Origin of the sequence: Zobellia galactanivorans, assembly GCF_000973105.1 — a bacterium.
Lineage (GTDB): Bacteria > Bacteroidota > Bacteroidia > Flavobacteriales > Flavobacteriaceae > Zobellia > Zobellia galactanivorans.
Genome location: NC_015844.1, coordinates 1328015 through 1349932 on the forward strand (window position 1 = coordinate 1328015; position 21918 = coordinate 1349932).

Consider the following 21918-nt stretch of genomic DNA (forward strand, 5'->3'; position numbering starts at 1 on the left):
TGTGATTAATTTTTTTAAATTTCCCTTACAATGGCATGTCATTCTAATTTTCTAAACAAACACACTCAGTAATAAAAATGGATAAGATTCAAAAGTCTATGCTAAGTAATAAAAAAAGAGAATTTGGAAGGTTAAAAATCTTAGATAGTATTCGTGGAATGGCGGCTCTATTAGTACTATATCATCATATTTTCAAATTAAACAAAGAAATATTGAAAAGCCATACAAGCACATTAACATTTGACGTAATGGACTTTATTTCTGAGTTGAACCTTGAAGCCGTATTACTATTTTTTATAATTTCAGGTTTTTCTATCGCATTAAGCATAGCAAAAAGGCCTTTAACGAATGGGAATACCTTAAACTCATATCTCTACAGAAGGTTTAAAAGGATTTTACCCATTTATTGGTTAGCTATATTATTGGCTTTTATAACTGGCACTGTGCTAGGCATATTACATTTGAATGATTTCAGTTTTCACAATCTCTTAGGAAATTTACTATTTGTTCAGACCAGTGCATCAATACCTGAATCATGGGCTGTCCCCTATGGCTTAAATGGGCCTTTGTGGTCATTGGCATTTGAAATGTTTTTTTATATATTATTCCCACTAGTCTATTTCCTAAATCAAAAATGGTTCATAAAAATTAGCTTGCATACTAAATATGTCTGTTTAGTAGCATTAGTCTTACTCGGTATAGTAGTAAATAAAAAAATAATTTTTATTCCTTACTTCTTATTTTTAGGTGGATTTATTACATGGATACAAGGTTACATATCTGCCCAGTACTATGTTTATTGGAAAAAAAGAAACTTCTTTTTTCTAGCTAACCTACTGATTGGTATAGCAGTAACTATAGGCAGCTCTCAAATACCCTCGGAAACCGTAAAAGTTATTGGAAAAGGAATGCTTTTAAACGGCCTATTTTACTTTTCGATGATTATTCTGGATCAGTATAATACGACTAAAATTAAAAACTTTATAAATAGGTTATTCTTCAAAATTGGTGAAGGGAGTTATGCCATTTATGCTTTACACTATCCTATTTTGATATACTTTCAGAAACTAGGCATAAGTCTTAAGTATCAATTATTAGTTATCCCTCCTTTTATTGTTTGTTGTTACTTACTGGAAAAGAAGTCTTTACTATGGAAATTAAAATTTCTAGAGTTAGATTATCTAAAACCAATTTATTTATTTAATAAAGTCGTTTTGAATAAAAAATGAGCCTCTTTATTTGACAAAATAATAAAGATTAGATTTCTAGCCCCAAAAAAGTTAGAATAATAAAATTATTTTCTAATGAAAATTATCTTTCTTACCCACCACGAAAATCAGAAGGGTTACAGCATGACCCGTTATACGAATTTTTTGAAAGAGGGTATGCAAAAGAGAGATTTTGACACAGAGATATGGTTTCCTAAGACCTATTTTGCAAAATCAAATTTTCCAGAGAGTCTAAAAAAATGGCTGGGATATTTAGATCAATTTATACTATTTCCTATTTGGTTTATACAGAAGAGCAAACGGTTGCCACAAGACACACTCTATGTACTCACCGATCAAGCCCTTGGCATGTGGATGCCATTGATTAAGGCAAAAAAACATGTCGTACACTGTCATGACTTCATTGCACTAAAATCGGCCGAAGGTAAAATTAAAGAGAATCCTACCTCTTGGTCGGGTAAAATTTATCAAAAACTAATATTAAAAGGATTTTCTGCAGCCCATAATTTTATCCCTATATCAAAGAACACTCAAAATGAATTAGTTCAATACTTAAACAAAACACCTTTACTTAACGAACAGGTTTACAATGCTATTGATTATCTATTCAAACCCGGATCAATTGAAGAAGCTCGTTTTTCTTTCAAAACCACTCATAAACTTCAGGTAAAAGACGGGTACATTCTTCATGTAGGAGGCAATGGTTTCTATAAAAACAGAAAAGGTGTAATCGCTATTTATGATGCATGGAGAAAACAAACAAATAATCCATTACCTCTGCTAATGATTGGATATCCCCCATCTTCGAGTATCTATAGTCGTTACGAAGTTTCCCCATACAAAAAAGACATTCACTTTTTAACTGACATAACTAATACCCAATTAGCGAAAGCATATCAAGGTGCTCGAATATTTCTCTTTCCTTCTTTATTTGAAGGTTTCGGATGGCCCATTGCTGAAGCCATGGCTTGTGCTTGTCCCGTTATAACTACAGATGAAGCCCCAATGAACGAAGTGGGAGGTGACGCGGCTATTTATATAGACCGTTGCCCTAGTAACAAAGAGATGAATTCATGGGCTACGGAATCGGCTAAAATACTGGAGCGCACTTTGCGAATCCCTCAAGAAGATAGAAACATTCTGATTTCAAAAGGGCTAGAAAATGTATCTAGATTTAACGGAAAAACGATTCTTGATCAAATTGAAAAAATATACAAACGTATCAAGTAAATCAAGTTAAAACACTGAAACATACCCATCATTTACTTAGAGGACAGCCCATAAATTATACTAATTTTCGCCTATGAAGACACAAACGAAGAAACGCATCCTTTTTATCGGTTACAACTTCTCCCCTGAACTGACCGGTATCGGTAAATACTCCGGCGAGATGTTGGAGTGGTTGGCCGAACAAGGTCATGAATGTACCGTACTTACCGCCTATCCCTATTACCCTTACTGGAAGGTACAGGAGCCTTATCGAAAAAATCGGTTTTGGTATAAGAAAGAGATTAAAAACTTTGCTTCGGGAGGAAAACTACGCGTGCTGCGCTGCCCTATGTACGTGCCTGAACAACCTAGTGGTCTTAAACGAATGATCCTGGACACCTCATTTTCGGTCACGGCCCTGCTTCGTATGCTCCCCCTCCTCTTTCAAAAAAAATACGATTGGAGCATCTCCGTCGCCCCATCCTTTCAATTTGGTCTTCTAGGGGTTCTATATAAAAAACTAAGGGGAGCCAAACACTTACATCATATACAGGACTTGCAGATTGAAGCCGCCCAAGATTTAGGACTCATAAAATCACCTCGACTGCTCAAGCTATTATACGGCACCGAACGCTTTATTTTCAGGAATACCGATGTGGTCAGCAGTATTTCGGACGGTATGATGGCCCGCATTGAAAAAAAGGCCCAAAAACCCCTATTGTTCTTTCCAAATTGGACGGAGACCCATAGCTTTTATCCGATGATTGAGAATAGAGGGGGGTTAAAAGAAAAATTTGGTTTTGCCCCAAACGACTGGGTGGTACTCTATTCGGGCGCCATTGGTGAAAAACAGGGCCTTGAAGCCATTCTCCATACCGCCCAAACCCTTAAAGGTCATAAGCAACTACAATTCGCTATTTGTGGTACAGGGCCTTATAAGGAAACCCTAATCCATATGGCAGAGGAAATGGGCCTGCCGAACATGCATTTTCTTCCCTTACAGCCCAAAGCCGATTTTAATGCTTTTTTAAATATGGCGGACTTACATTTGGTCATACAAAAAGAAAAGGCCAGTGACCTCGTTATGCCCTCAAAATTGACTACTATTTTGGCCGTGGGCGGTTTGGCCCTGATTACAGCCAATGAACAATCTAGTTTGCACAAAATTGTACGGAAATACAACATGGGGCTTTTAGTTGCGGCCGAAAACCAAGAAGCTTTAAACACGGGAATTTTAGAAGCTTTTCAAAACCAAGATAACGCTTCCATAAAAAAAGCGGCAAGAACCTATGCCGAGAACTATTTGGCCATCGACACCATCATGAAGACATTTGAAAAAAAACTGTATACTTGAGCGAATTAACACATGTAGTTTATCGATCAATAGCGCTATTGATAAAGTATCCCGTACGGTTTGCAGATTCATTTGTAACTTTAAGCTCATTGCATCATCCCCCACAACATAATTGACAGTGCCAGACCAATTTGAAAGACCAAATAATTATCCGATATCCTTATCTTGGTTATCATTAATACCTGACCATTATGAAGAATAGCTTTTTAAAAGCGGTTTTTTCATTTAAGACCAAAATTGTAAATCCAAAACTTGAAGGTTTACGCCGCAGTACGGCCGCAAACTTGCAAGTGGAGGATTTAACCGAATTAAACCTAAGAAAGCGTCAAGACCTTCTCAAACACGCCTTGACCCAGTCCCCCTTTTATCAAAAAAAATATAAAGGGTTGGATTTTTTAAAAAAGGGGGTAATTCGTAATGAGGACTTTACAAAGCTCCCCCCATTGACCCGATCCGAACTCAGGGAAAACTTTGGCAGTATACAAGCGGATAACATTTCCAAATCCGATTATCGAAAAGCCACCACTTCTGGCAGTACGGGATCCCCGATTTCAGTTCTTCATGATCGCCGGCATCCAGAAACCCCCATACGCTGGCGTATTTTAAACTGGTGGAGTGTTCAACCATGGGAAAACCAAGCCTTTATCTATCGCTACCAGAGACCTTTGTTAAAACGATTGAAAAACAACCTACTTTGGTGGCCTACCCAAAGGATATTCTTGGCGGCCGCCGACCTTAACGAAAAAAAGCTTAACAAATTTGTTCGCGATTTTAATCGTATCAAACCCACCTTGTTACAAGGCTATGTAGATGTTGTATTCGAATTCGCCCTATACCTCCTTGATAATAATATTAAAATACACCCCCCTAAAATGGTATGGGTCACCTCCGCCCCCTTGTTTGAAGAACAGCGCGAACTTATGGAAAAAGCTTTTGGGGCTCCTGTATGTGACCAATACGGCAATACCGAAATTTTGTTGATTGCGGCCGAATGCCCCGAACAAAATGGTTTGCATATCATGCAAGACACCGTACATATTGAGTTCGTTGACCAAGATAATCAGCCCGTAGCCCCCAATACCACGGGCAAAATACTTCTGACCGACCTCACCAATTACGCCTTCCCCTTGATTCGCTATGAAATTGGTGACGAAGGCAAATACCTCGACCATACCTGTTCTTGTGGCCGACCTTTACCTCTAATGGAAAATGTAAGGGGCAGACAAACTGTAAACATCAAAACCCCCTCCGGTCTACGCATAAGAGGGGAACATCTGATGGCCATGTTCAACGGGTATATGAAGGTTTTTAAGGAAATCCAACTGCAACAGGAAGGCGACTTTTCGGTTTGTATTGCATATGTACCTAGAACAGCTAATGAAGGACAAAAAGAAGCCGAAAAAATGGCAAATCTCTTGATGCAAAGGGCACGATCCGAGATTGTAGTAACTGCTAAAAGGGTAGACCAAATAGAACGGACAACGACTAAAACTCCATTAATCATTAGTCATCTCAATTAAGTTTTCGCATGTTACAATCCGAGTATCTAAAAAACTTTATCAAAACCAATAGTCAACGCCTGCTCCTTTGGCGCTATCACCAAAACCAAAATAGTTTTGTAAGAAAAAGAATTAAGGCAGTAACCACAGAAACTGGCCCATTAAGTAGCTCCAACAAAAGGTTATGTGATACCTACGCCCTCGAAGTATTGGGATGGAAAGGCTATGCTCCGTGGCTCTACCTCTATACCTTACGATCGGGCCTATTCAAAGAAGGTTGGATTCCGGAAAACTATTTTGGCCCGAACGTCATCCCCAAAATACAAGGCAATTACGGAAAAACCTCTAACCTTAGATCCTTAACCCATAAGTTATTCAAAGGGGATGTTCACCCTGACTTGGCGTACTTTAGCAATGGCAACTGGTACTCCATGGACCACTCCCCCCTCCCTGAAGCAGAAATACAAGTAATGCTTAAAGCGGCAACCGATAAAATCGTATACAAATTAGACGGATCATACCAAGGGCAGGGAATTTTTGTTTGCCCAACCGATACTTTATCTTTAGGGGCATTGGCACAAAAAGGAAATGGCTTGGTGCAGCGCTTTATTGAGCAACACGATTTTTTTGACCAATTCTCATCTGTCTCCACCGCCTGTATCCGCCTGACCACGGTCATAACCCCCAATGGACAGACCGAACTCAGAGGCGCTTTTTTAAGACTTGGCCAGGCAAATGATACCCATGTACAATACCATAGTGAAATTGCCATAGCCATTGACTTGGCAAGTGGAGCACTGCATGCAACAGGCTACCATCCCAACTGGACAAGTTGCACCCACCACCCGGACCACCATATCGCTTTTAAAGGCCTAGTCATCCCAAATTTTAAAGAAGCTGTTGCCGATACCCTATCCTTACACCAACAAATGCCGATGGTAGGGGTTATTGGCTGGGACCTTATTATTGATAAAGAGGGCAAAACGGTTTTAATGGAATGGAATGGCTATGGTAGCGATGTTGCTTTTTCAGAAGTTACGCAAGGCCCCTGTTTTACCGGACTCGGCTGGGAGCATTTTCACAAATCCTGACAATACTATATTTTTCAGCTATATAAATATACGATAGTTCTCTGCCAAGAACTCCTTCATTTTATCTATATCCCCTCCACAAGCTTTTTTTACTTCGTATATTTTAGCATCAACCAAAGTACGATACCACCAGCCTTGCAAGAAATGCCATAAAAACCCTTCCTTGCCTTGGGTAAAGCCGAATTTAAAAAAGTAACGATAGACAAAGTAGATAAAGGACCGCCAAAACAGGGGCATATTCGCGTACTTTTTTTTCTTGTCCCGTTTGGATTGGGCATCGGCAGACATGGCATATTTTGCAGTTTCACCCTTCGGCTCTATTAACCCAAACTCTAAATTTAACAGTTCTACAGCTTCACGAATCGCGTAATTATTATGTTTTTCAATCCACCAGCCTAAAGGATTCAAGTTATGGTCTACAAAAAACCCATCGAACTGTATACTATCTCCTTCGGTAAGCACTATATGCTCATCCATCCAACGATCTTCACAAACCGCCTTCCCATAACGGAACATCCGCAAGATGTTCATCTGAATCATTCCCTTGGTCATGAGCTTATTTAAAAAATACATTTTCCGCTCAAAAACCACACCCGAAACATGGAGCTCTAGCGTAGGAAGTTTTTTCCCAATTTCCAAGATGAGTTCGTCGGTCAAATATTCATCGGCGTCTAGACGAAAAACCCATTCAGTCTGAATCGGTAAGTTTTCAAGTGCCCAGTTGACCTGTTTGGCATGATTATTTTCCCACTTATTCTGATAAACTTTTGCTCCTAAGGATTGCGCCAACTCAACGGTTTTATCCGAAGAAAAAGAATCGACAATATATACGGTTTCAGAAAAGCGTTGCGCATTTTTGACACAGCGCTCAATATGCTTTTCTTCGTTATAGGTCAGAATAAAGGTAGAGATGGAATGCATCAGTCTTTTATTTCGCGTGTTTTAATAAACTTAGCAGGGTTACCTCCGACTACGGCCCAAGGTTCTACATTTTTAAATACAGCTGCTCTAGCACCAACAACAGCACCCTCGCCTACAGTCACACCAGGTCCAACAAATGCCTCTGCCGCCACCCAAGCAAATTTTGATATCTTAATAGATTTAGTGTAAAGTGGGTGTCCTTTTAAAGTAAAATCATGGGTGCCTGTACAGATATAGGACCGTTGGGATACAATTGAGCGAAATTCAAGAATTATCTTACCTTGGGAATATAAATCCGCACCATCAGCAACACCAACTTCATCATGAACTTCTAAATTCCAAGGAGCCCAAATTTTAACTTTTGGGTAAATATGTACGCCTTTACCAATTTTAGCACCAAATAATCGCAAAAGAAAAGAACGCCAATTGTGCAACGGCCTAGGAGAATATTTAAAAAAAATAAGATATACTATGTTCCAAACTAATCTTGTTGTTCTATTTTTAATAGAGAAAGATGCTCCAGTATAAGTATCTTCATTATGCATTTTTGACTTCATTTATAAATTTATTAGCGGCCTGTGCTATGGTAAAATAATCCTTATATACTCTTTCCGCTGCACGACTCATTTTATTTCTTTCTAATAAATTAATCGAAAGCCATTCTCTAAGCATACCATAGGTTTGGTCTTCTGTATCGTCTTTTACAATCCCCCCTTGACCTTTTGCGATTTCACGCCAAATATTTACTTTATTGCTGATTAATACAGGTTTTTTACAAGCCAAAGCTTCCACCACGGCTATACCAAAATTTTCTTGGTGGCTCGGTAAAACAAAAGCTTCACTCTCGTAAAAAGCCCCCCATTTCGCATCCCCGCTTAACATTCCTGAGAACAAAATATTGGGAGATGCTGCGGCCAAGGCCTGCATCTCCTTTCCATACTCATGATTTTCTGGTCCGGCAATGATCAATTGAGGTAAGCCTTCCATTTCCTTTTCAAGTCGCAAATACGAACGAATTAATAAATCCACCCCTTTTTTAGGGTGAATTCTACTTAAAAAAAGAAGATAAGGTTTGCCATTCCATTGAGGCACGGTATGGGTAAAGGCCTCCTTCATCTTAACAGCTCTCGAAGGAGGGGGCTGAATACCATATCCTACATTAATTTCCTTTTTAGGTTGATACTTTGGAAATGTAGTGCGTGCCAATAATAATTCTTCTTCACAAGTAAACAAGACACCGTTGGCTTGATTTATAACTTTACTTTCAACTAGCTTCCAATACACCTCGTTTCGCAAAGCCTTTAATTTTCGTTCTTTAGCGTTTTGAAAATAAGGATCCAACATACCATGTGGCATAATAAATACTTTTGGAGCTTTCATATTCTGTTTTTTTAACGAAAGCAACGCCTTTATAGTAGCATGACTATGATATAACCAAAGCGCATGAACAATAACTATATCATATTGGTTAAAATTATCAATTAACCATGGAATCAGGTTCTTATTATATTTCCAAGGTGTTTTACTCGCTCCTAATGCATGAATCTTAAACGTATCTTGTCCTAAATACTCAGAATTAGGTTCATCAAAACAAACAACTTCATTTTCTACACCTTGCTTCTCCATTTCAGGAATAGCATTGCGTATACCTTGACAGGGCCCCCCTTGTTTAGGATTCATACTAGAAATCACTCGGAGTATCTTCATTTTAAAGAGTTTTATAAAGTTCAAGATATTGTTGCGCTATATACTCCACTGAAAACCTTTCGGCATTTCTAAGTCCCTTTTCTATTAAATTAATACGATAAGACTCATTGGATATTACTGTTTCATATGCATCCCTAATTGACGACACATCTTCGGGATTTACCAAAACGGCCGCATCGGCAGCCACCTCAATTAGCGGCTCAATATTAGAGGTTATCACTACCCTTCCTGTCATTTGTCCTTCAATCACGGGCATCCCAAATCCCTCATACATTGAAGGAAAGTTTACGATATCACAACTTTTATATTCATCCCTTATTTCTTCATCCGTAAGATTACATTGGTTGGAATAGTCTGTTTTATATTTTTCTAACAAAGCTACTTGCGAAACCTTCAGCTTTCCAATAATTCGAAGATGGCACGATATTCCCGATAAAGCTTCAATGGTACGATCCAAATTCTTGTTCCATCCTGTTCCAATATGCAGTATAATCGGTTTTTCTTGATTAAAAGGTTTTGCTACCGGGACAAATATTGGATCTATGGCATTATAAATAACCCTTAGTTTATCCGTTTTTATTTTTTGCAATATGTTTTGCTTGGTCTGATTAGAGATGCAAACCACAACATCCGCTATCTTGACAGGGAAATAGAGCCAAAATAACCATTTATAAAGACGTTTGAATGGATTCTTCACATTATCCAGAAACACTAAATCATGAACTGTCAGAACTGTTTTTACCCCAATCAAAGCTAAAAGCACATCATGAATATGACCAGTAACATGATGAATGGCTTTCTTCTCCCTTTTTGAATATGTGAACCAAAGATTTTTTACAACATCTGCAGGCATGGAACCTTCAGATGGAACCTCATACATGGTAACATCCTTCGTTTTTTTTATCTCTCCGATAATGGTACGAAATACTCGATGAATTGAATGCCCAACATTGGGGTGACGAAAAAAATAATTGATTTTCATTAAAAACAGTTTACAACTAATTTTTATCGTTTTATTAATCTATCTATAGAAAACCAATGTATTATAGTCTTCGAACAAATTTTAACCTATAATTCATAGGTGATAATCAACGATAAACTCCCTTACATTCTCCATGCGAAATACAAAAAATTATGCGGTGTAAATATCACTTAATTACAAAGCAATTTCAAACTATTTATATGAATTTTTAATGATTTCTTCATTTTTTACAGGCTTAATATAAAACACCAATTAATGTTCACTATATCTCTAGAATAAAACACTTTATCCAACGATATTGTTAACCCTAAGGAAAGTTTGAAAAAATAATTAAAATAGATATAACTATTTAAGCTTCACTAAAAACTGTGGTTTTCCTGTACCGGTTCCCGATAGAATTTGAATAATTTTTTCATCGCGCATCTCCACAATTAAGTTACTAAGAGAAGTATTATTTTTAAAAACGTTGTTCATCAAAAGCCCGTCTGACATTGTCCCAAGACCCCCGTTAACTTCAGTATTCAACATAAAAACTTCACTAGATAAATTTAAAAATAATGGGGAATTATCTTCAAAACTAGAACCTTCTATATATGTCTTTCTTAGTTCAAATATTTTTGTTGATGAGTTATTATAAAATTTACAACCATAGAAGCTTGCTGATTTTTCTTTCCCAATAATATAATCTCCTGTATGATTTTTAAATATACTATTAGCAAAAATTGCATTGATTTGATTTTCTAAATCTACAGATATACCATTTCCATCAAAACTAGAATCAATCCAAGCGTTCAAATTATTAGGTCTTTTGGACAACATGCTAAAGCCTACACCGCATCGGATAATTTGACAATTGTAAAAAACATTTTTATCCATATACATCATTGTGGTGGTTTCCCCTTTAGACATATCAAATGTTGGATCAGGCTCTTGAAACAATCCAATTTCGCAATCCACAAAACTAATTTGGTCAAAAAAATTATTGTCAACACCATAGAATTTATCAAAATGGATTCCTTTTTTCTGGTCTCTAAAAATTAAATTTTTAAATGTGCATGATGTCAATTGCAATAAATGATTCTCTTTACCAATTGGATTCACATAAAAACCTGTATTCCCTCCCTGCAAGGTCATATGTGCCAAAAAGTATTTTGAGCTTGTTAGAGATTTATGACTAACATCATCTTGAGCAAAAATTAAAGGAAAATCATCAGTAATTCCAACAATTGCAGTTTTACCTGAACCCATTCCAATAATTCCTTGATTTCTTTTTATCACAATCGGTTTGGAAATATAATAAACCCCTTCCTTAAGTTGTGCTATGTCATTTTTTTCAATCAATTCTTGTATTTCTGATGACCTATCAGTTTTGGAACCCCTTAGGGCCAACGCTTCATCACTAACCGTTTTAGGAAGGTTTGGAAAAAAGGGTTTCTCCCAAGGGACAGCGCGTTTATCGACCAGATTATTTCTTATCTGATCAGTATAATTACTTGCTATTTCCGTGTCTATCTTATTTTCATTTAAATATAAATCTTTACTATTAAAGTATGCTTTGAAATCTATTGAAGATGGCGAAGATTCATAAACATAATCCTCATGCTTCCCTGAAATCATCATCATATTCGTGCCAGAACGAACTATATCATCGCTAGATTTACTATAAATATCCTTACCAAACATTATTAGGTTTTCAGCCTCTATATCAAAAACAGGCGTTGGACTTTTCCCATGATTTAAACCAGACATACTTCCTAATTTAACATCACCCATCTCGCGCATATATAGTAAAGGTTTGTTACCTTGGTTATTATAGTTCCAAGATTCCGCATCAAAGCCTACCAAAGTAAAGGATTCCAGATTAGAAAAGTCGGTAGCATTACCACTCGGAATGAGATAATTTCTCCACAAGACAACATTACCATAACTTGGCGTGATAGAATTACCCTTCATTATAGTTTGATTCGATAGAGCATGCGACCTAAGTTTAATAAACTTATTATTCCGAAAATAACCACTTACACTACAATCAAATCTCAATGAACAATCGTCTAAATTAATAAAAGTATTATCTTCAAGTATACAATTATCACAATTTAATCTAGTATTCCGGATACTTTTGAAAGTACTATTTTTTATAGTGGAGCCGCTTTCAAAAACTATCTTTTGAGGATACATGTTTTGCACCCTTACATTACTACTTCCCGCTTTGATGGTTATAGTATTATTATATTTAGTAACACTAGGGTGTCCAAAAAGCCTTTGTCCAGTTTTTAAAGTAATTTCCGTACCAGGATATGTACCTTTTTCAAGCCTTACTGATCCATAAGTATCCAAGGCTTCCTGTAATTTATATGCATCTTCAAGCGGAAGTAGATATGAATCGAAATAGAGTTTTTCCTCAGGCAGGTTCTCCGCCTCAATTACCTCCGGATGTTGGGGGTCAGGCACCGGTTTTTCATCCAATGCATAATTGTAGTTCTGCGCACTTACCGAAACTACGCACAATAGAAATAGAAATTTAAAATACCTCATTGTCCTGATATTATATAGGCGTTATCCCCTGATTTTCGCAATAGTCCAAAGCGTACGTTTCCGCTCTCGCTTTTAAAATTGGCAGTACCGCCCTCTTTGTAATTCAAAGATACACCACTTGCCGCTTTTACGGTAAGCGAAGCCCCGTTATGGGCCTCTAAATTTACCGTCTCCCCCACCTTCATATCCGAAAATCCGGAAGTAAGGGTTACCGTAGCGGTCTTGGTACATTCCAAGGTATTCCCGATATCACCTGCGGCAATATTACGCGACGCCTGTAAGGATACTACAGCGGCACTGGAATACCCCCCACCGCCCGTAGCCGCACCCGAGACGTTTTCGGCATATTTGGCATACATGGCGTAGGGCACGCTCAACAACTGGCTCACCCCGATAATAGAGTAATTGCTTCCGCCCTTGGGGTCTACTTGGGTCTCTATAAAAAAGGGACCGTTGTCCCATGGTATTTCACTAAAATCACCTGAAATTTGGCTACCGGCACCGATTTCCAAACTTACCAAACCGTTGGCATTGGTGGTGGCCGAATGCGACTCTTCGTATACGCCGCTTCCGTTTACACTTCCTTGGCGCACAATAATCTTAAGGTTGACCGGCGCATCGATTACCAAACTGTTGTCACTCGACCGGATAATGGCCTGATAGCTCATTTTTTCGGGGGCCTGCGCCGACATGTCCATGAAGGCGAGCAGCATAAAGGCAAATAGAACTTTCAATTTCATAGCGTTACTTTTTTAAAATTCTTAAGGTTTTGACCGTTTGGTTGGCAATATATATTCGCAGTACATAGGTAGCGGGACTCAAATGGGGTATGGCGACCTCAGTGGTTCTCCCAGAGATTCGCCCATCGAGAAGCGCCCTACCCCGCTGATCAAAAAGTTGATACCAGGCGTTCTGATTTTTATAATTTTTAATTCCGATGGAAAAATCGTCCACTACGGGGTTCGGATAGGTGACAATGTCAACCTCTCCCACGTCTTGAAGCGCATGCCCTACAATATCTTGGGCCTTTAAGGGGCGAGGCAGTTCATAAGACTGGCCCAACCCGGGTTCTTGGTCGGTGTTCGGCACTTCCTCTTCCACCGGAGGGTCTACTACAACAGGTTCCGGCAGGGGACTCAAGGGAGGTGCCTGGGCATCTTCCCCTCCGTCTATCGGTGCTTCCGACAAGGGTTCCGACGGGACCTCATCCACTACGGGATCAGGAGTTTCAACCGGAGTCTCGGGTTCGGGCAGGCTAGGGTTTTCCTTAGGACCTTCCTCTTCCCCTTCGTCTACCGGCGCTTCCGGAAAGGGTTCCGACGGGGCCTCATCCACTACGGGATCAGGGGTTTCAATCGGAGTCTCGGGTTCGGGCAGGCTAGGGTTCTCCTTAGGACCTTCCTCTTCCCCCTCGTCTACCGGTGCTTCCGGAAAGGGTTCCGACGGGACCTCATCCACTACGGGATCAGGGGTTTCAATCGGAGTCTCTGGTTCGGGCAGGCTAGGGTTCTCCTCAAGACCTTCCTCTTCCCCTTCGTCTATCGGTGCTTCCGGCAAGGGTTCCGACGGGACCTCATCCACTACGGGATCAGGGGTTTCAATCGGAGTCTCGGGTTCGGGCAGGCTAGGGTTCTCCTCAGGACCTTCCTCTTCCCCCTCGTCTACCGGTGCTTCCGGCAAGGGTTCCGACGGGACCTCATCCACTACGGGATCAGGGGTTTCAATCGGAGTCTCGGGTAAGGTGGGATTTTCTTCGGAATCTTCGATTTCCTCTTCATCGACTTCCTCTTCATCGACTACCGTTTCTTCCTCCATTTCGGCCTGTTGCACGCCTTCACAAACCAATATACGGGGTGATTCAATTACACTATAAAAAATACTTCCAAGGGAATAGGCCACCGACCCACTGCCGGAAAGAGCATCACCTCCTGAAGCATTATAGATTACCATATTTTCGGATGTATTACTTATATTCTGCTGAGCTTGCACACAAGCATAGCCGAAAACCAATACTAACAAGGGGACAATTTTTTTCATAAGTAGCGCTATCGTTGGGGGACAAAGGCTACTTGTATACGTGAAATTACCTGTTTTGGATTAATAATTTACTGGAAAAAACAAGATCTGCAGAATTACTAATAATCGATGTAATATATTATAATATCGACAAAATACCCTTATTTAGATCGTTTTCCCCAAAAAATCACCGATAGTCCCACAGTCGTCATCAGCTATAATTTCAACAAGGTCAGTGTTTTTTCAAATCGGTTCAATACGCTCACTTTTAAAAAGTAAGTGGACGACCTAAGATCGTCCATCGGTAATTTTGTTGTAGCTGTATGAATACGCTCACTCTTTATAAGACTCCCCCTAGAATCGAACAATTCGTATCGGGCCGTTTCATTTTCATAGTCCAAAATATCGATCAGCACATAATCGGTAGTAGGATTCGGATAGGCCATTACCTTTAGCGCCGAAATATCTTTTAAGTCATCGCCCTTTTCTAGCTTGGCCTGTTGTATACATTGAGACACCGTATTGTGCTGTGTTTCTATATTGGTATAGAAGAGAGCCCCCACGGAATATACCACAGAACCTTTACTACTGCTGGCCTCGCCCCCCGACACGTTCAAGGAAGCCATGGCCGCGGAAGAATTTTCGGGCTTTGCCACATTTTGCGCCTTGCCTACAACACAGAAGGCCAATACGATAAGGGAACTAAACACTTGTTTCATGCTGGGAGAAACGACCAATAGCCACTTGTATTACAAGCCAAAGCAGCATTTATGATGGTTTTCGACCAACTGCACCATCACTTACCGTTTATCGATGTTTCCCTTCTATATCGGCACCCTCTTAACGAAAGGGGAGGAAACAGAAACTTCGCCTACATATTTTTTGGATCGCCCCTAAAATCGTACTTTTCAACTAGGTTTCTATGTAACGATTTTTATGAAAGAAGAACTGTTCACCGATTTTCAGGAAGTTTCCGCGAAAGCGTGGAAACAAAAGATCCAGTATGATCTTAAAGGGGCCGATTATAACGAAAAATTGGTTTGGGAATCCCCCGAAGGCATCAAGGTCAAACCCTTTTACCATGCCGATGACCGGACCACCGAACTTTTGCCCGCCCCGACTGCCCCGAAATCATGGAACATTGTTGGACATATTAGCGTAGAAACAGCTGCCACGGCCAATGCAAGGGCCTTGCACGCCTTGAAAAACGGAGCCGACAGCATTCGCTTTAGCATTACTTCGGCCCCAGCCGACCTTAAGGCCCTGTATCAAAACATCGCGCTTGAACATACCGAGGTTACCCTTGATTTTCAAGACCTTCCTCCAGATGCCGTACAATACTTGGGCACCCTACAAAACGATCCTTTGGCCCTGAATCTAGACCCTATAGGCAAACTGGCCCGCAGCGGTAACTGGTACCGTAGTATGAAAGACGATTTTGAGCTGCTCGATACGCTACTGCTCCCGCCCAAAGCCCTTCCCCAAAAAAACACGATCAGCGTAGATGCCTCACTTTACCAAAATGCGGGGGCGACCATGGTGCAACAACTGGCCTATGCCCTGGCCCATGCCAATGAATACCTGAACCGCTACCCAAAGCTGACCTCCTTAAACCTTAAAGTGGCGGTAGGCGGGAATTATTTTTTCGAGATTGCGAAAATACGGGCCTTGCGAAAGCTTTTCAATTTGCTCGCCCCGGAATACAACAGTAACCTGCATTGCCACATCGAAGCCTTTCCGTCGCAACGGAACAAAACCCTCTACGATTACAATATGAACATGATACGGACCACCACCGAAGGCATGTCGGCCGTATTGGGCGGGGCCGATGCCGTCAGTAGCCTGAACTACGACTTTATATATCACCACAACAACGAATTTGCCGAGCGTATGGCTCGCAACCAATTGCTTATCTTAAAGACCGAGAGCTATTTCAACTCGCTTGAAAAGGTAGCGGACGGCAGCTACTATATTGAAAGCCTTACCGACCAACTGGCGGAAAAAGCCTTGTTGCTCTTTAAAAACATAGAGGCGGGAGGCGGTTTTTTAAAACAACTGAAACAGCACACCCTTCAAAAGAAAATCAAGGAAAGCGCCCAAAAGGAGCAGCTCCGCTTCGACAATACACAAGAAGTATTGGTCGGTAGCAATGCCTACTCCAATCGCGAGGACCAAATGAAGTCCCAACTCGACCGGAATCCCTTTATGACCCGACGTGCGCAAAAAACCTTGATCGAACCGATCATTCCGAAACGCCTAAGCGAAAAATTGGAACGGGAACGCCTACAGCAGGAAGGATGGCAAGAACGCTCAAATCAGTAGAACGTGATTCAGATGAGAAAAGACATACAGCACATAGCATTTGAAAAAAGGCCGGCCGAGGCCCCGACCGGAAGCGACAGGGAGCACCTAAACTTTGCGGCGGGCATCCCTCCTTATTTACGCGGCCCCTACAGTACCATGTACGTACAACGCCCTTGGACGATCCGGCAATATGCCGGTTTTTCATCGGCGGAAGAAAGCAACGCCTTTTACCGAAGGAACCTGAAGGCAGGCCAAAAAGGACTCTCCATTGCCTTTGATCTGGCGACACACAGGGGGTATGACAGTGACCACGAGCGAGTGGTCGGCGATGTGGGGAAAGCAGGCGTGGCCATCGATACGGTAGAGGACATGAAAATTCTCTTCGAGGGTATTCCCCTGAACGAAATGTCGGTCTCCATGACCATGAACGGGGCCGTATTGCCCATTATGGCCTTCTATATCGTTGCCGCCGAAGAACAAGGTGTGTCTTTACAGGAACTTACGGGCACCATACAAAACGATATTTTGAAGGAGTTTATGGTGCGCAATACCTATATTTATCCACCTTCGCCCTCCATGGAAATTATTGCCGATATCTTTCGCTATACCAGTGCACATATGCCCAAGTTCAACAGCATCAGTATATCGGGCTACCACATGCACGAAGCGGGCGCCACCGCCGAACTTGAACTGGCCTATACCTTGGCCGATGGCCTGGAGTATATCCGAACAGGCCTTAAAGCAGGACTCGACATCGATAGTTTTGCGCCAAGACTTTCCTTCTTCTGGGGTATCGGCATGAACCATTTTGCCGAAATCGCCAAGTTAAGGGCAGGCCGTATCCTTTGGGCGAAACTGGTAAAACAGTTCCATCCGAAAAACGAGAAATCGATGTCGCTCCGCACCCACTGCCAAACCAGTGGATGGAGCCTTACCGCACAAGACCCCTTCAACAATGTGGCACGGACCACCATAGAGGCCCTGTCGGCCGTATTGGGCGGCACCCAAAGCCTGCACACCAACGCCTTGGACGAGGCCATTGCCCTTCCTACCGATTTTTCGGCCCGCATTGCCCGAAACACCCAATTGTTCCTACGGGAAGAAACCAAAATCACCAAAACCGTAGACCCATGGGCCGGCAGCCATTACGTGGAACAACTCACGGAAGAGCTCACCCACAAGGCCTGGGAACTGATCCAGGAAATAGAAGGTATGGGAGGTATGACCAAGGCCATAGAAACGGGCATCCCCAAATTACGTATCGAAGAGACGGCCGCTATAAAACAGGCCCGCATCGACAGTAGCCGCGATATCATCGTCGGGGTCAACAAATACCTGACCGAAGATGACGATATGCTGCAGATTCTGGAAGTCGACAACCACGCTGTACGGAAAAAGCAACTCGAACGCCTACAATCGGTAAAGCAGAATCGCGATAAACAACAGGTAGAACAGGCCCTAGACCGACTCACCGAGGCGGCACGACAAATTGCGAATACATCACAAGGGCAAAACACCCGCGAAAATTTATTAGCTTTAGCGGTAGATGCCGCAAGACATAGGGCCACCTTGGGCGAGATCAGCACGGCCCTAGAAAAGGTATTCGGCAGATACAAGGCTAACATTCAATCGATAACCGGCGTGTATTCAAAAGAAATAAGGGAAGACAAAAGCTTTAAACGGGCGCGCGAACTTTCAGACCGCTTTGCCGAACAAGACGGTAGGCGCCCCCGCATCTTGATTGCCAAAATGGGCCAAGACGGGCACGACCGCGGCGCCAAGGTCATAGCTACGGGCTATGCCGACCTAGGCTTCGACGTAGATATAGGTCCGCTCTTTCAAACCCCTGCCGAAGTGGCCAAGCAGGCCGTTGAAAACGATGTTCATATTTTGGGGGTTTCCTCTTTGGCCGGAGGCCATAAGACCTTGGTACCCGAAGTGATCGCCGAACTAAAATCTTATGGACGCGACGATATTATGGTCGTAGTGGGCGGTGTCATACCGAAACAAGATTATCCCTTTCTACTCGAAAGCGGGGCCATAGCCGTATTCGGACCGGGGACCAAAATTACCGAAGCCGCCCTTCTTATTCTCGAGATCTTACTTGACGAAGGCCCCTGAGTTCAAATCTGAACTGAAAATCAGGCATTTTCACAGCTACACTTTTTCCTGCTGAAGAAGTGAAGCCTCCCTACGTTTTATATTGTTGAACAAATAGTAAAATACAACAAATTTGTACTATTTGTACTACAAATTTAACACATTTTAACTCCGTCGGCTAAAATTTTGAAGTAAATTTAAAGATACAACTGCTCTACATGATGAAAAAATCATATTGACAAGGCTTAAACTCATATAAATCTACAACCCTAAGAATAGAATCAATGCTGGGAAAAAAACTAATAATCGCATCGACCCTACTATTCTTGATTACGTGTAGTATTGTGTGGAACCTTTCCGTTCAACGCATCAATCTGTATAAAAAAAATATCTCCCTCGTAGAGGAGATTACGACCAAGAACAAACTTAAAGATGCGGAATCGCGACTTTTTGAACTCTACAACATCAGTAAAAAGAATGTCATTTTTCTAAGGGATCTTATCGAACTGGACCTTAAAACGAATATTCCTATAGAAATCACCCAACAGAAACTGGCCCGTTTTCTCAATATCGACAACAATTATTTTCAAGTCCGCCTAATCGACCGTAATGGCATGGAAATCATCCGGATCGAGAACAAAAACGATACGGCCAACACCAATAATCAATACAAAGGTGACCGAGACTATTTTAAAAAGGCACTGACCTTGCCAAAGGGAGAGGTATACATTTCGAATATCGACCTCAACATAGAAAACCATGAAGTGGAAGTTCCACATAGACCGACCATCCGGTTTTTTACCCCGATCTTTTTACAACATGAAGTCAAAGGTGTCGTAGGGCTGAACCTCAACGCCACAAAATGGCTGGATAACTTTAAGGGACAACACATCAGTTTTCTAAATTCAAAAAACGAGGTTTTCTATAGTAGTGATAACGAGAAATCATACGAAACCACTAAAATCGACCTTAATCAAAAAGACCCCTCCGGCTATCCCTATTACCATGTTCGTAATATAAGCCATGAAGGGAAGCATATATGGACCCTCTATACCAAACCCGACCTTGCATCCATACAGAGCCAATTGTCGGAATACAAAAAATCGACCTATATCACCTCGGCCATTCTAACCCTTGGCCTTCTCTTATTATTGGGCATCGTCTATATGCTCTATAAGAAGAATAGGCAAGTCAACACCCTTAACAGGATCGTCACCCAGCAACTCAACGAACGCAATACCCTCTTAAAAGAAATACACCACCGCGTAAAGAACAATTTACAGGTCATTACCAGTCTCTTAAGCCTACAATCGAGTTTTATAAATGACGAAAAGATAAAGGCCTTGTTCAGGTACAGCCAATACCGTATCAATTCCATGGCCATTATACATGAAATGCTCTACAAATCGAATGACCTGAATAGAATCGATTATGGCCGCTACGTCAACCAACTGGCTACGACCTTGATCGCTTCCATGAAGGGCCGAAAAAAGGAAATCGATTTAAAACTTGAAGCCGAAGAACTTCATTTGAACCTTGATACCTCGGTACCACTAGGCCTAATGATCAACGAAATCATTACCAACTCATTGAAGTACGGTTTTAAAAACAAAGACAAGGGTCTCATTACCATCAAATTCGAAAAAGCACAATACCCCAACTACCTTTTACACATTGGGGATAACGGAAGCGGTTTTTCAGAAACGGTGAACTTTAGGAATACCAAATCATTGGGCCTAAAACTCATTCATATGCTCACCCTACAATTAAAAGGCAACATAGAAAAAGACAATAGCGAAGAGGGCACTCATTATATAATAACGTTTCAAGAAATTGAACAGATATCTTAACAGTATGACTACAAAAGTTCTAATAGTAGAAGACAACCTGATTATACAAATGTTCATTGAGCACATCATTACCAATGTGGGCAGCACGCATGTAAAGACGGCCGACAATGGTGAAGATGCGCTCTACATCATAGAGTCGTACATGCCCGACGTAGTGCTGCTCGACATAGGACTATCGGGAACGCTCAATGGCATTGAAACGGCTACATTCATTAAGGAGAAATACAAAATTCCTTTTGTATATATTACGGGAAGCTCCGATTTAGGCACCTTGGAAAGCGCCCGAAAGACCGGCCCGATCCACATTCTCAAAAAACCCATAGACGAATACGAATTGACTTCGGAATTTGAAATCATACGCCAAAAGCTGTACGAATCAAAATTTGAAAGCTCAAAATAACCACACTGACTACGCGCCGAACCCCACTCCTAGGGGCAAAACCCACTTCCAAGTCCCTGCAGATCCGTTGAAAAACCCCCTATTTTTCAACAAAATCTTATTTTTGCCGCCACCTGTCCTTTTTTTTACGAAAATAAACTATCTTTGCACCGCTTTTGAAATGGTCGCGTAGCTCAGCTGGATAGAGCATCTGCCTTCTAAGCAGACGGTCCCAGGTTCGAATCCTGGCGCGATCACGACACTCAGAAAACCATGCTCTTATGAGCGTGGTTCTTTGTTTTATGGAAAAACCAAAACAAAGTTTTAGGTTTTGGAAAAAAACAATGGACCGGGGCGACAGCCCATGGTTTTCTATTTGCACCATTGATAAAAAAGGAACACCGAAGGTAATCCTGGCGCGATCACGACACTCAGAAAACCATGCTCTTATGAGCATGGTTCTTTGTTTTATGGAAAAACCAAAACAAAGTTTTAGGTTTTGGAAAAAAACAATGGACCGGAGCGACAGCCCGTGGTTTTCTATTTGCACCATTGATAAAAAAGGAACACCAAAGGTAATCTTGGTGGGATCACTCTTAGTAAAAAGGCTTCCGAATTATCGGAAGCCTTTTTTTATGCCTTTTCACCAGGCTAACCATTGGTTTGAAAACCCCTTCAACAACAGGGACTTCAGAAACGGCAAAAGCCCTATAGGGCCAGTGCTTTTCCTGTAAAAACAAGA

At 41.2% G+C, this 21918-nt stretch carries 17 protein-coding genes and 1 tRNA gene; 10 read left to right on the forward strand and 8 right to left on the reverse strand.

Annotation, left to right across the window (positions count from 1 at the left end):
• Nucleotides 1-77: 77 nt before the first annotated feature.
• The 5 genes from ZOBGAL_RS05225 to ZOBGAL_RS05245 all read left to right on the forward strand — a co-directional run bounded on the left by ZOBGAL_RS05225 (nt 78) and on the right by ZOBGAL_RS05245 (nt 6382).
• Nucleotides 78-1229: an acyltransferase family protein gene (locus ZOBGAL_RS05225; protein ID WP_013992479.1), complete on the forward strand. Its 1152-nt coding sequence runs from the start codon at nt 78-80 to the stop codon at nt 1227-1229.
• Between the two features lie 75 nt (nt 1230-1304).
• Complete coding sequence (locus ZOBGAL_RS05230; protein WP_013992480.1) at nt 1305-2459, forward strand: glycosyltransferase family 4 protein; 1155 nt, start codon at nt 1305-1307, stop codon at nt 2457-2459.
• Between the two features lie 73 nt (nt 2460-2532).
• Nucleotides 2533-3792 carry a WcaI family glycosyltransferase gene (locus tag ZOBGAL_RS05235; protein WP_013992481.1) on the forward strand — a complete coding sequence of 420 codons (1260 nt, stop codon included), beginning with the start codon at nt 2533-2535 and terminating at the stop codon, nt 3790-3792.
• A gap of 191 nt (nt 3793-3983) precedes the next feature.
• Nucleotides 3984-5312, forward strand: coding sequence for a phenylacetate--CoA ligase family protein (locus ZOBGAL_RS05240; RefSeq protein WP_013992482.1), 1329 nt, complete (start codon nt 3984-3986; stop codon nt 5310-5312).
• Between the two features lie 8 nt (nt 5313-5320).
• A complete protein-coding gene (locus tag ZOBGAL_RS05245; protein ID WP_013992483.1) occupies nt 5321-6382 on the forward strand; it encodes a sugar-transfer associated ATP-grasp domain-containing protein in 1062 nt (353 codons plus the stop codon).
• Nucleotides 6383-6400: 18 nt separating this feature from the next.
• Here the strand turns inward: ZOBGAL_RS05245 and ZOBGAL_RS05250 are convergent, their stop codons facing one another.
• The 8 genes from ZOBGAL_RS05250 to ZOBGAL_RS05285 all read right to left on the reverse strand — a co-directional run bounded on the left by ZOBGAL_RS05250 (nt 6401) and on the right by ZOBGAL_RS05285 (nt 15262).
• Complete coding sequence (locus ZOBGAL_RS05250) at nt 6401-7303, reverse strand: glycosyltransferase family 2 protein (protein WP_013992484.1); 903 nt, start codon at nt 7301-7303, stop codon at nt 6401-6403.
• Nucleotides 7303-7860 (reverse strand): LbetaH domain-containing protein, encoded by a 558-nt coding sequence (locus ZOBGAL_RS05255; protein WP_231854798.1) that lies wholly within the window; start codon nt 7858-7860, stop codon nt 7303-7305. Before ZOBGAL_RS05255 ends, ZOBGAL_RS05250 begins: the two co-directional genes overlap by 1 nt.
• Nucleotides 7841-9010: a glycosyltransferase gene (locus tag ZOBGAL_RS05260; RefSeq protein ID WP_046287360.1), complete on the reverse strand. Its 1170-nt coding sequence runs from the start codon at nt 9008-9010 to the stop codon at nt 7841-7843. The genes ZOBGAL_RS05255 and ZOBGAL_RS05260 overlap by 20 nt, the downstream gene beginning before the upstream one ends.
• A 1-nt stretch (nt 9011) precedes the next feature.
• Nucleotides 9012-9992, reverse strand: coding sequence for a glycosyltransferase family 4 protein (locus tag ZOBGAL_RS05265; protein WP_013992487.1), 981 nt, complete (start codon nt 9990-9992; stop codon nt 9012-9014).
• 345 nt (nt 9993-10337) lie between these two features.
• Nucleotides 10338-12458 carry a hypothetical protein gene (locus ZOBGAL_RS05270; RefSeq protein WP_148560691.1) on the reverse strand — a complete coding sequence of 707 codons (2121 nt, stop codon included), beginning with the start codon at nt 12456-12458 and terminating at the stop codon, nt 10338-10340.
• A gap of 65 nt (nt 12459-12523) precedes the next feature.
• Nucleotides 12524-13267: a hypothetical protein gene (locus ZOBGAL_RS22610; RefSeq protein ID WP_013992489.1), complete on the reverse strand. Its 744-nt coding sequence runs from the start codon at nt 13265-13267 to the stop codon at nt 12524-12526.
• Between the two features lie 4 nt (nt 13268-13271).
• Nucleotides 13272-14564 carry a T9SS type A sorting domain-containing protein gene (locus ZOBGAL_RS05280; RefSeq protein ID WP_046287361.1) on the reverse strand — a complete coding sequence of 431 codons (1293 nt, stop codon included), beginning with the start codon at nt 14562-14564 and terminating at the stop codon, nt 13272-13274.
• Nucleotides 14565-14758: 194 nt separating this feature from the next.
• Nucleotides 14759-15262, reverse strand: a complete 504-nt coding sequence (locus ZOBGAL_RS05285; RefSeq protein WP_013992491.1) for a T9SS type A sorting domain-containing protein — start codon at nt 15260-15262, stop codon at nt 14759-14761.
• 217 nt (nt 15263-15479) lie between these two features.
• Here ZOBGAL_RS05285 and ZOBGAL_RS05290 point away from each other — a divergent pair, with 217 nt between their 5' ends.
• The 5 genes from ZOBGAL_RS05290 to ZOBGAL_RS05310 all read left to right on the forward strand — a co-directional run bounded on the left by ZOBGAL_RS05290 (nt 15480) and on the right by ZOBGAL_RS05310 (nt 21433).
• Nucleotides 15480-16865, forward strand: coding sequence for a methylmalonyl-CoA mutase subunit beta (locus tag ZOBGAL_RS05290; protein ID WP_013992492.1), 1386 nt, complete (start codon nt 15480-15482; stop codon nt 16863-16865).
• 12 nt (nt 16866-16877) lie between these two features.
• Nucleotides 16878-18968, forward strand: coding sequence for a methylmalonyl-CoA mutase (gene scpA / locus ZOBGAL_RS05295; RefSeq protein WP_013992493.1), 2091 nt, complete (start codon nt 16878-16880; stop codon nt 18966-18968).
• Nucleotides 18969-19231: 263 nt separating this feature from the next.
• Nucleotides 19232-20797, forward strand: a complete 1566-nt coding sequence (locus tag ZOBGAL_RS22615; protein ID WP_013992494.1) for a sensor histidine kinase — start codon at nt 19232-19234, stop codon at nt 20795-20797.
• A 4-nt stretch (nt 20798-20801) separates the two neighbouring features.
• Nucleotides 20802-21197: a response regulator gene (locus ZOBGAL_RS05305; RefSeq protein WP_013992495.1), complete on the forward strand. Its 396-nt coding sequence runs from the start codon at nt 20802-20804 to the stop codon at nt 21195-21197.
• 162 nt (nt 21198-21359) lie between these two features.
• Nucleotides 21360-21433, forward strand: a tRNA-Arg gene (locus tag ZOBGAL_RS05310).
• The last annotated feature ends 485 nt before the right edge of the window (nt 21434-21918 follow it).

Excerpts from the sequence above, each read along its gene's own strand:
- ZOBGAL_RS05225 (WP_013992479.1), top strand. The coding sequence starts at position 78 with ATGGATAAGATTCAAAAGTCTATGCTAAGTAATAAAAAAAGAGAATTT.
- ZOBGAL_RS05230 (WP_013992480.1), top strand. The coding sequence starts at position 1,305 with ATGAAAATTATCTTTCTTACCCACCACGAAAATCAGAAGGGTTACAGC.
- ZOBGAL_RS05235 (WP_013992481.1), top strand. The coding sequence starts at position 2,533 with ATGAAGACACAAACGAAGAAACGCATCCTTTTTATCGGTTACAACTTC.
- ZOBGAL_RS05240 (WP_013992482.1), top strand. The coding sequence starts at position 3,984 with ATGAAGAATAGCTTTTTAAAAGCGGTTTTTTCATTTAAGACCAAAATT.
- ZOBGAL_RS05245 (WP_013992483.1), top strand. The coding sequence starts at position 5,321 with ATGTTACAATCCGAGTATCTAAAAAACTTTATCAAAACCAATAGTCAA.
- ZOBGAL_RS05250 (WP_013992484.1), bottom strand. The coding sequence starts at position 7,303 with ATGCATTCCATCTCTACCTTTATTCTGACCTATAACGAAGAAAAGCAT.
- ZOBGAL_RS05255 (WP_231854798.1), bottom strand. The coding sequence starts at position 7,860 with ATGAAGTCAAAAATGCATAATGAAGATACTTATACTGGAGCATCTTTC.
- ZOBGAL_RS05260 (WP_046287360.1), bottom strand. The coding sequence starts at position 9,010 with ATGAAGATACTCCGAGTGATTTCTAGTATGAATCCTAAACAAGGGGGG.
- ZOBGAL_RS05265 (WP_013992487.1), bottom strand. The coding sequence starts at position 9,992 with ATGAAAATCAATTATTTTTTTCGTCACCCCAATGTTGGGCATTCAATT.
- ZOBGAL_RS22610 (WP_013992489.1), bottom strand. The coding sequence starts at position 13,267 with ATGAAATTGAAAGTTCTATTTGCCTTTATGCTGCTCGCCTTCATGGAC.
- ZOBGAL_RS05280 (WP_046287361.1), bottom strand. The coding sequence starts at position 14,564 with ATGAAAAAAATTGTCCCCTTGTTAGTATTGGTTTTCGGCTATGCTTGT.
- ZOBGAL_RS05285 (WP_013992491.1), bottom strand. The coding sequence starts at position 15,262 with ATGAAACAAGTGTTTAGTTCCCTTATCGTATTGGCCTTCTGTGTTGTA.
- ZOBGAL_RS05290 (WP_013992492.1), top strand. The coding sequence starts at position 15,480 with ATGAAAGAAGAACTGTTCACCGATTTTCAGGAAGTTTCCGCGAAAGCG.
- scpA (WP_013992493.1), top strand. The coding sequence starts at position 16,878 with ATGAGAAAAGACATACAGCACATAGCATTTGAAAAAAGGCCGGCCGAG.
- ZOBGAL_RS22615 (WP_013992494.1), top strand. The coding sequence starts at position 19,232 with ATGCTGGGAAAAAAACTAATAATCGCATCGACCCTACTATTCTTGATT.
- ZOBGAL_RS05305 (WP_013992495.1), top strand. The coding sequence starts at position 20,802 with ATGACTACAAAAGTTCTAATAGTAGAAGACAACCTGATTATACAAATG.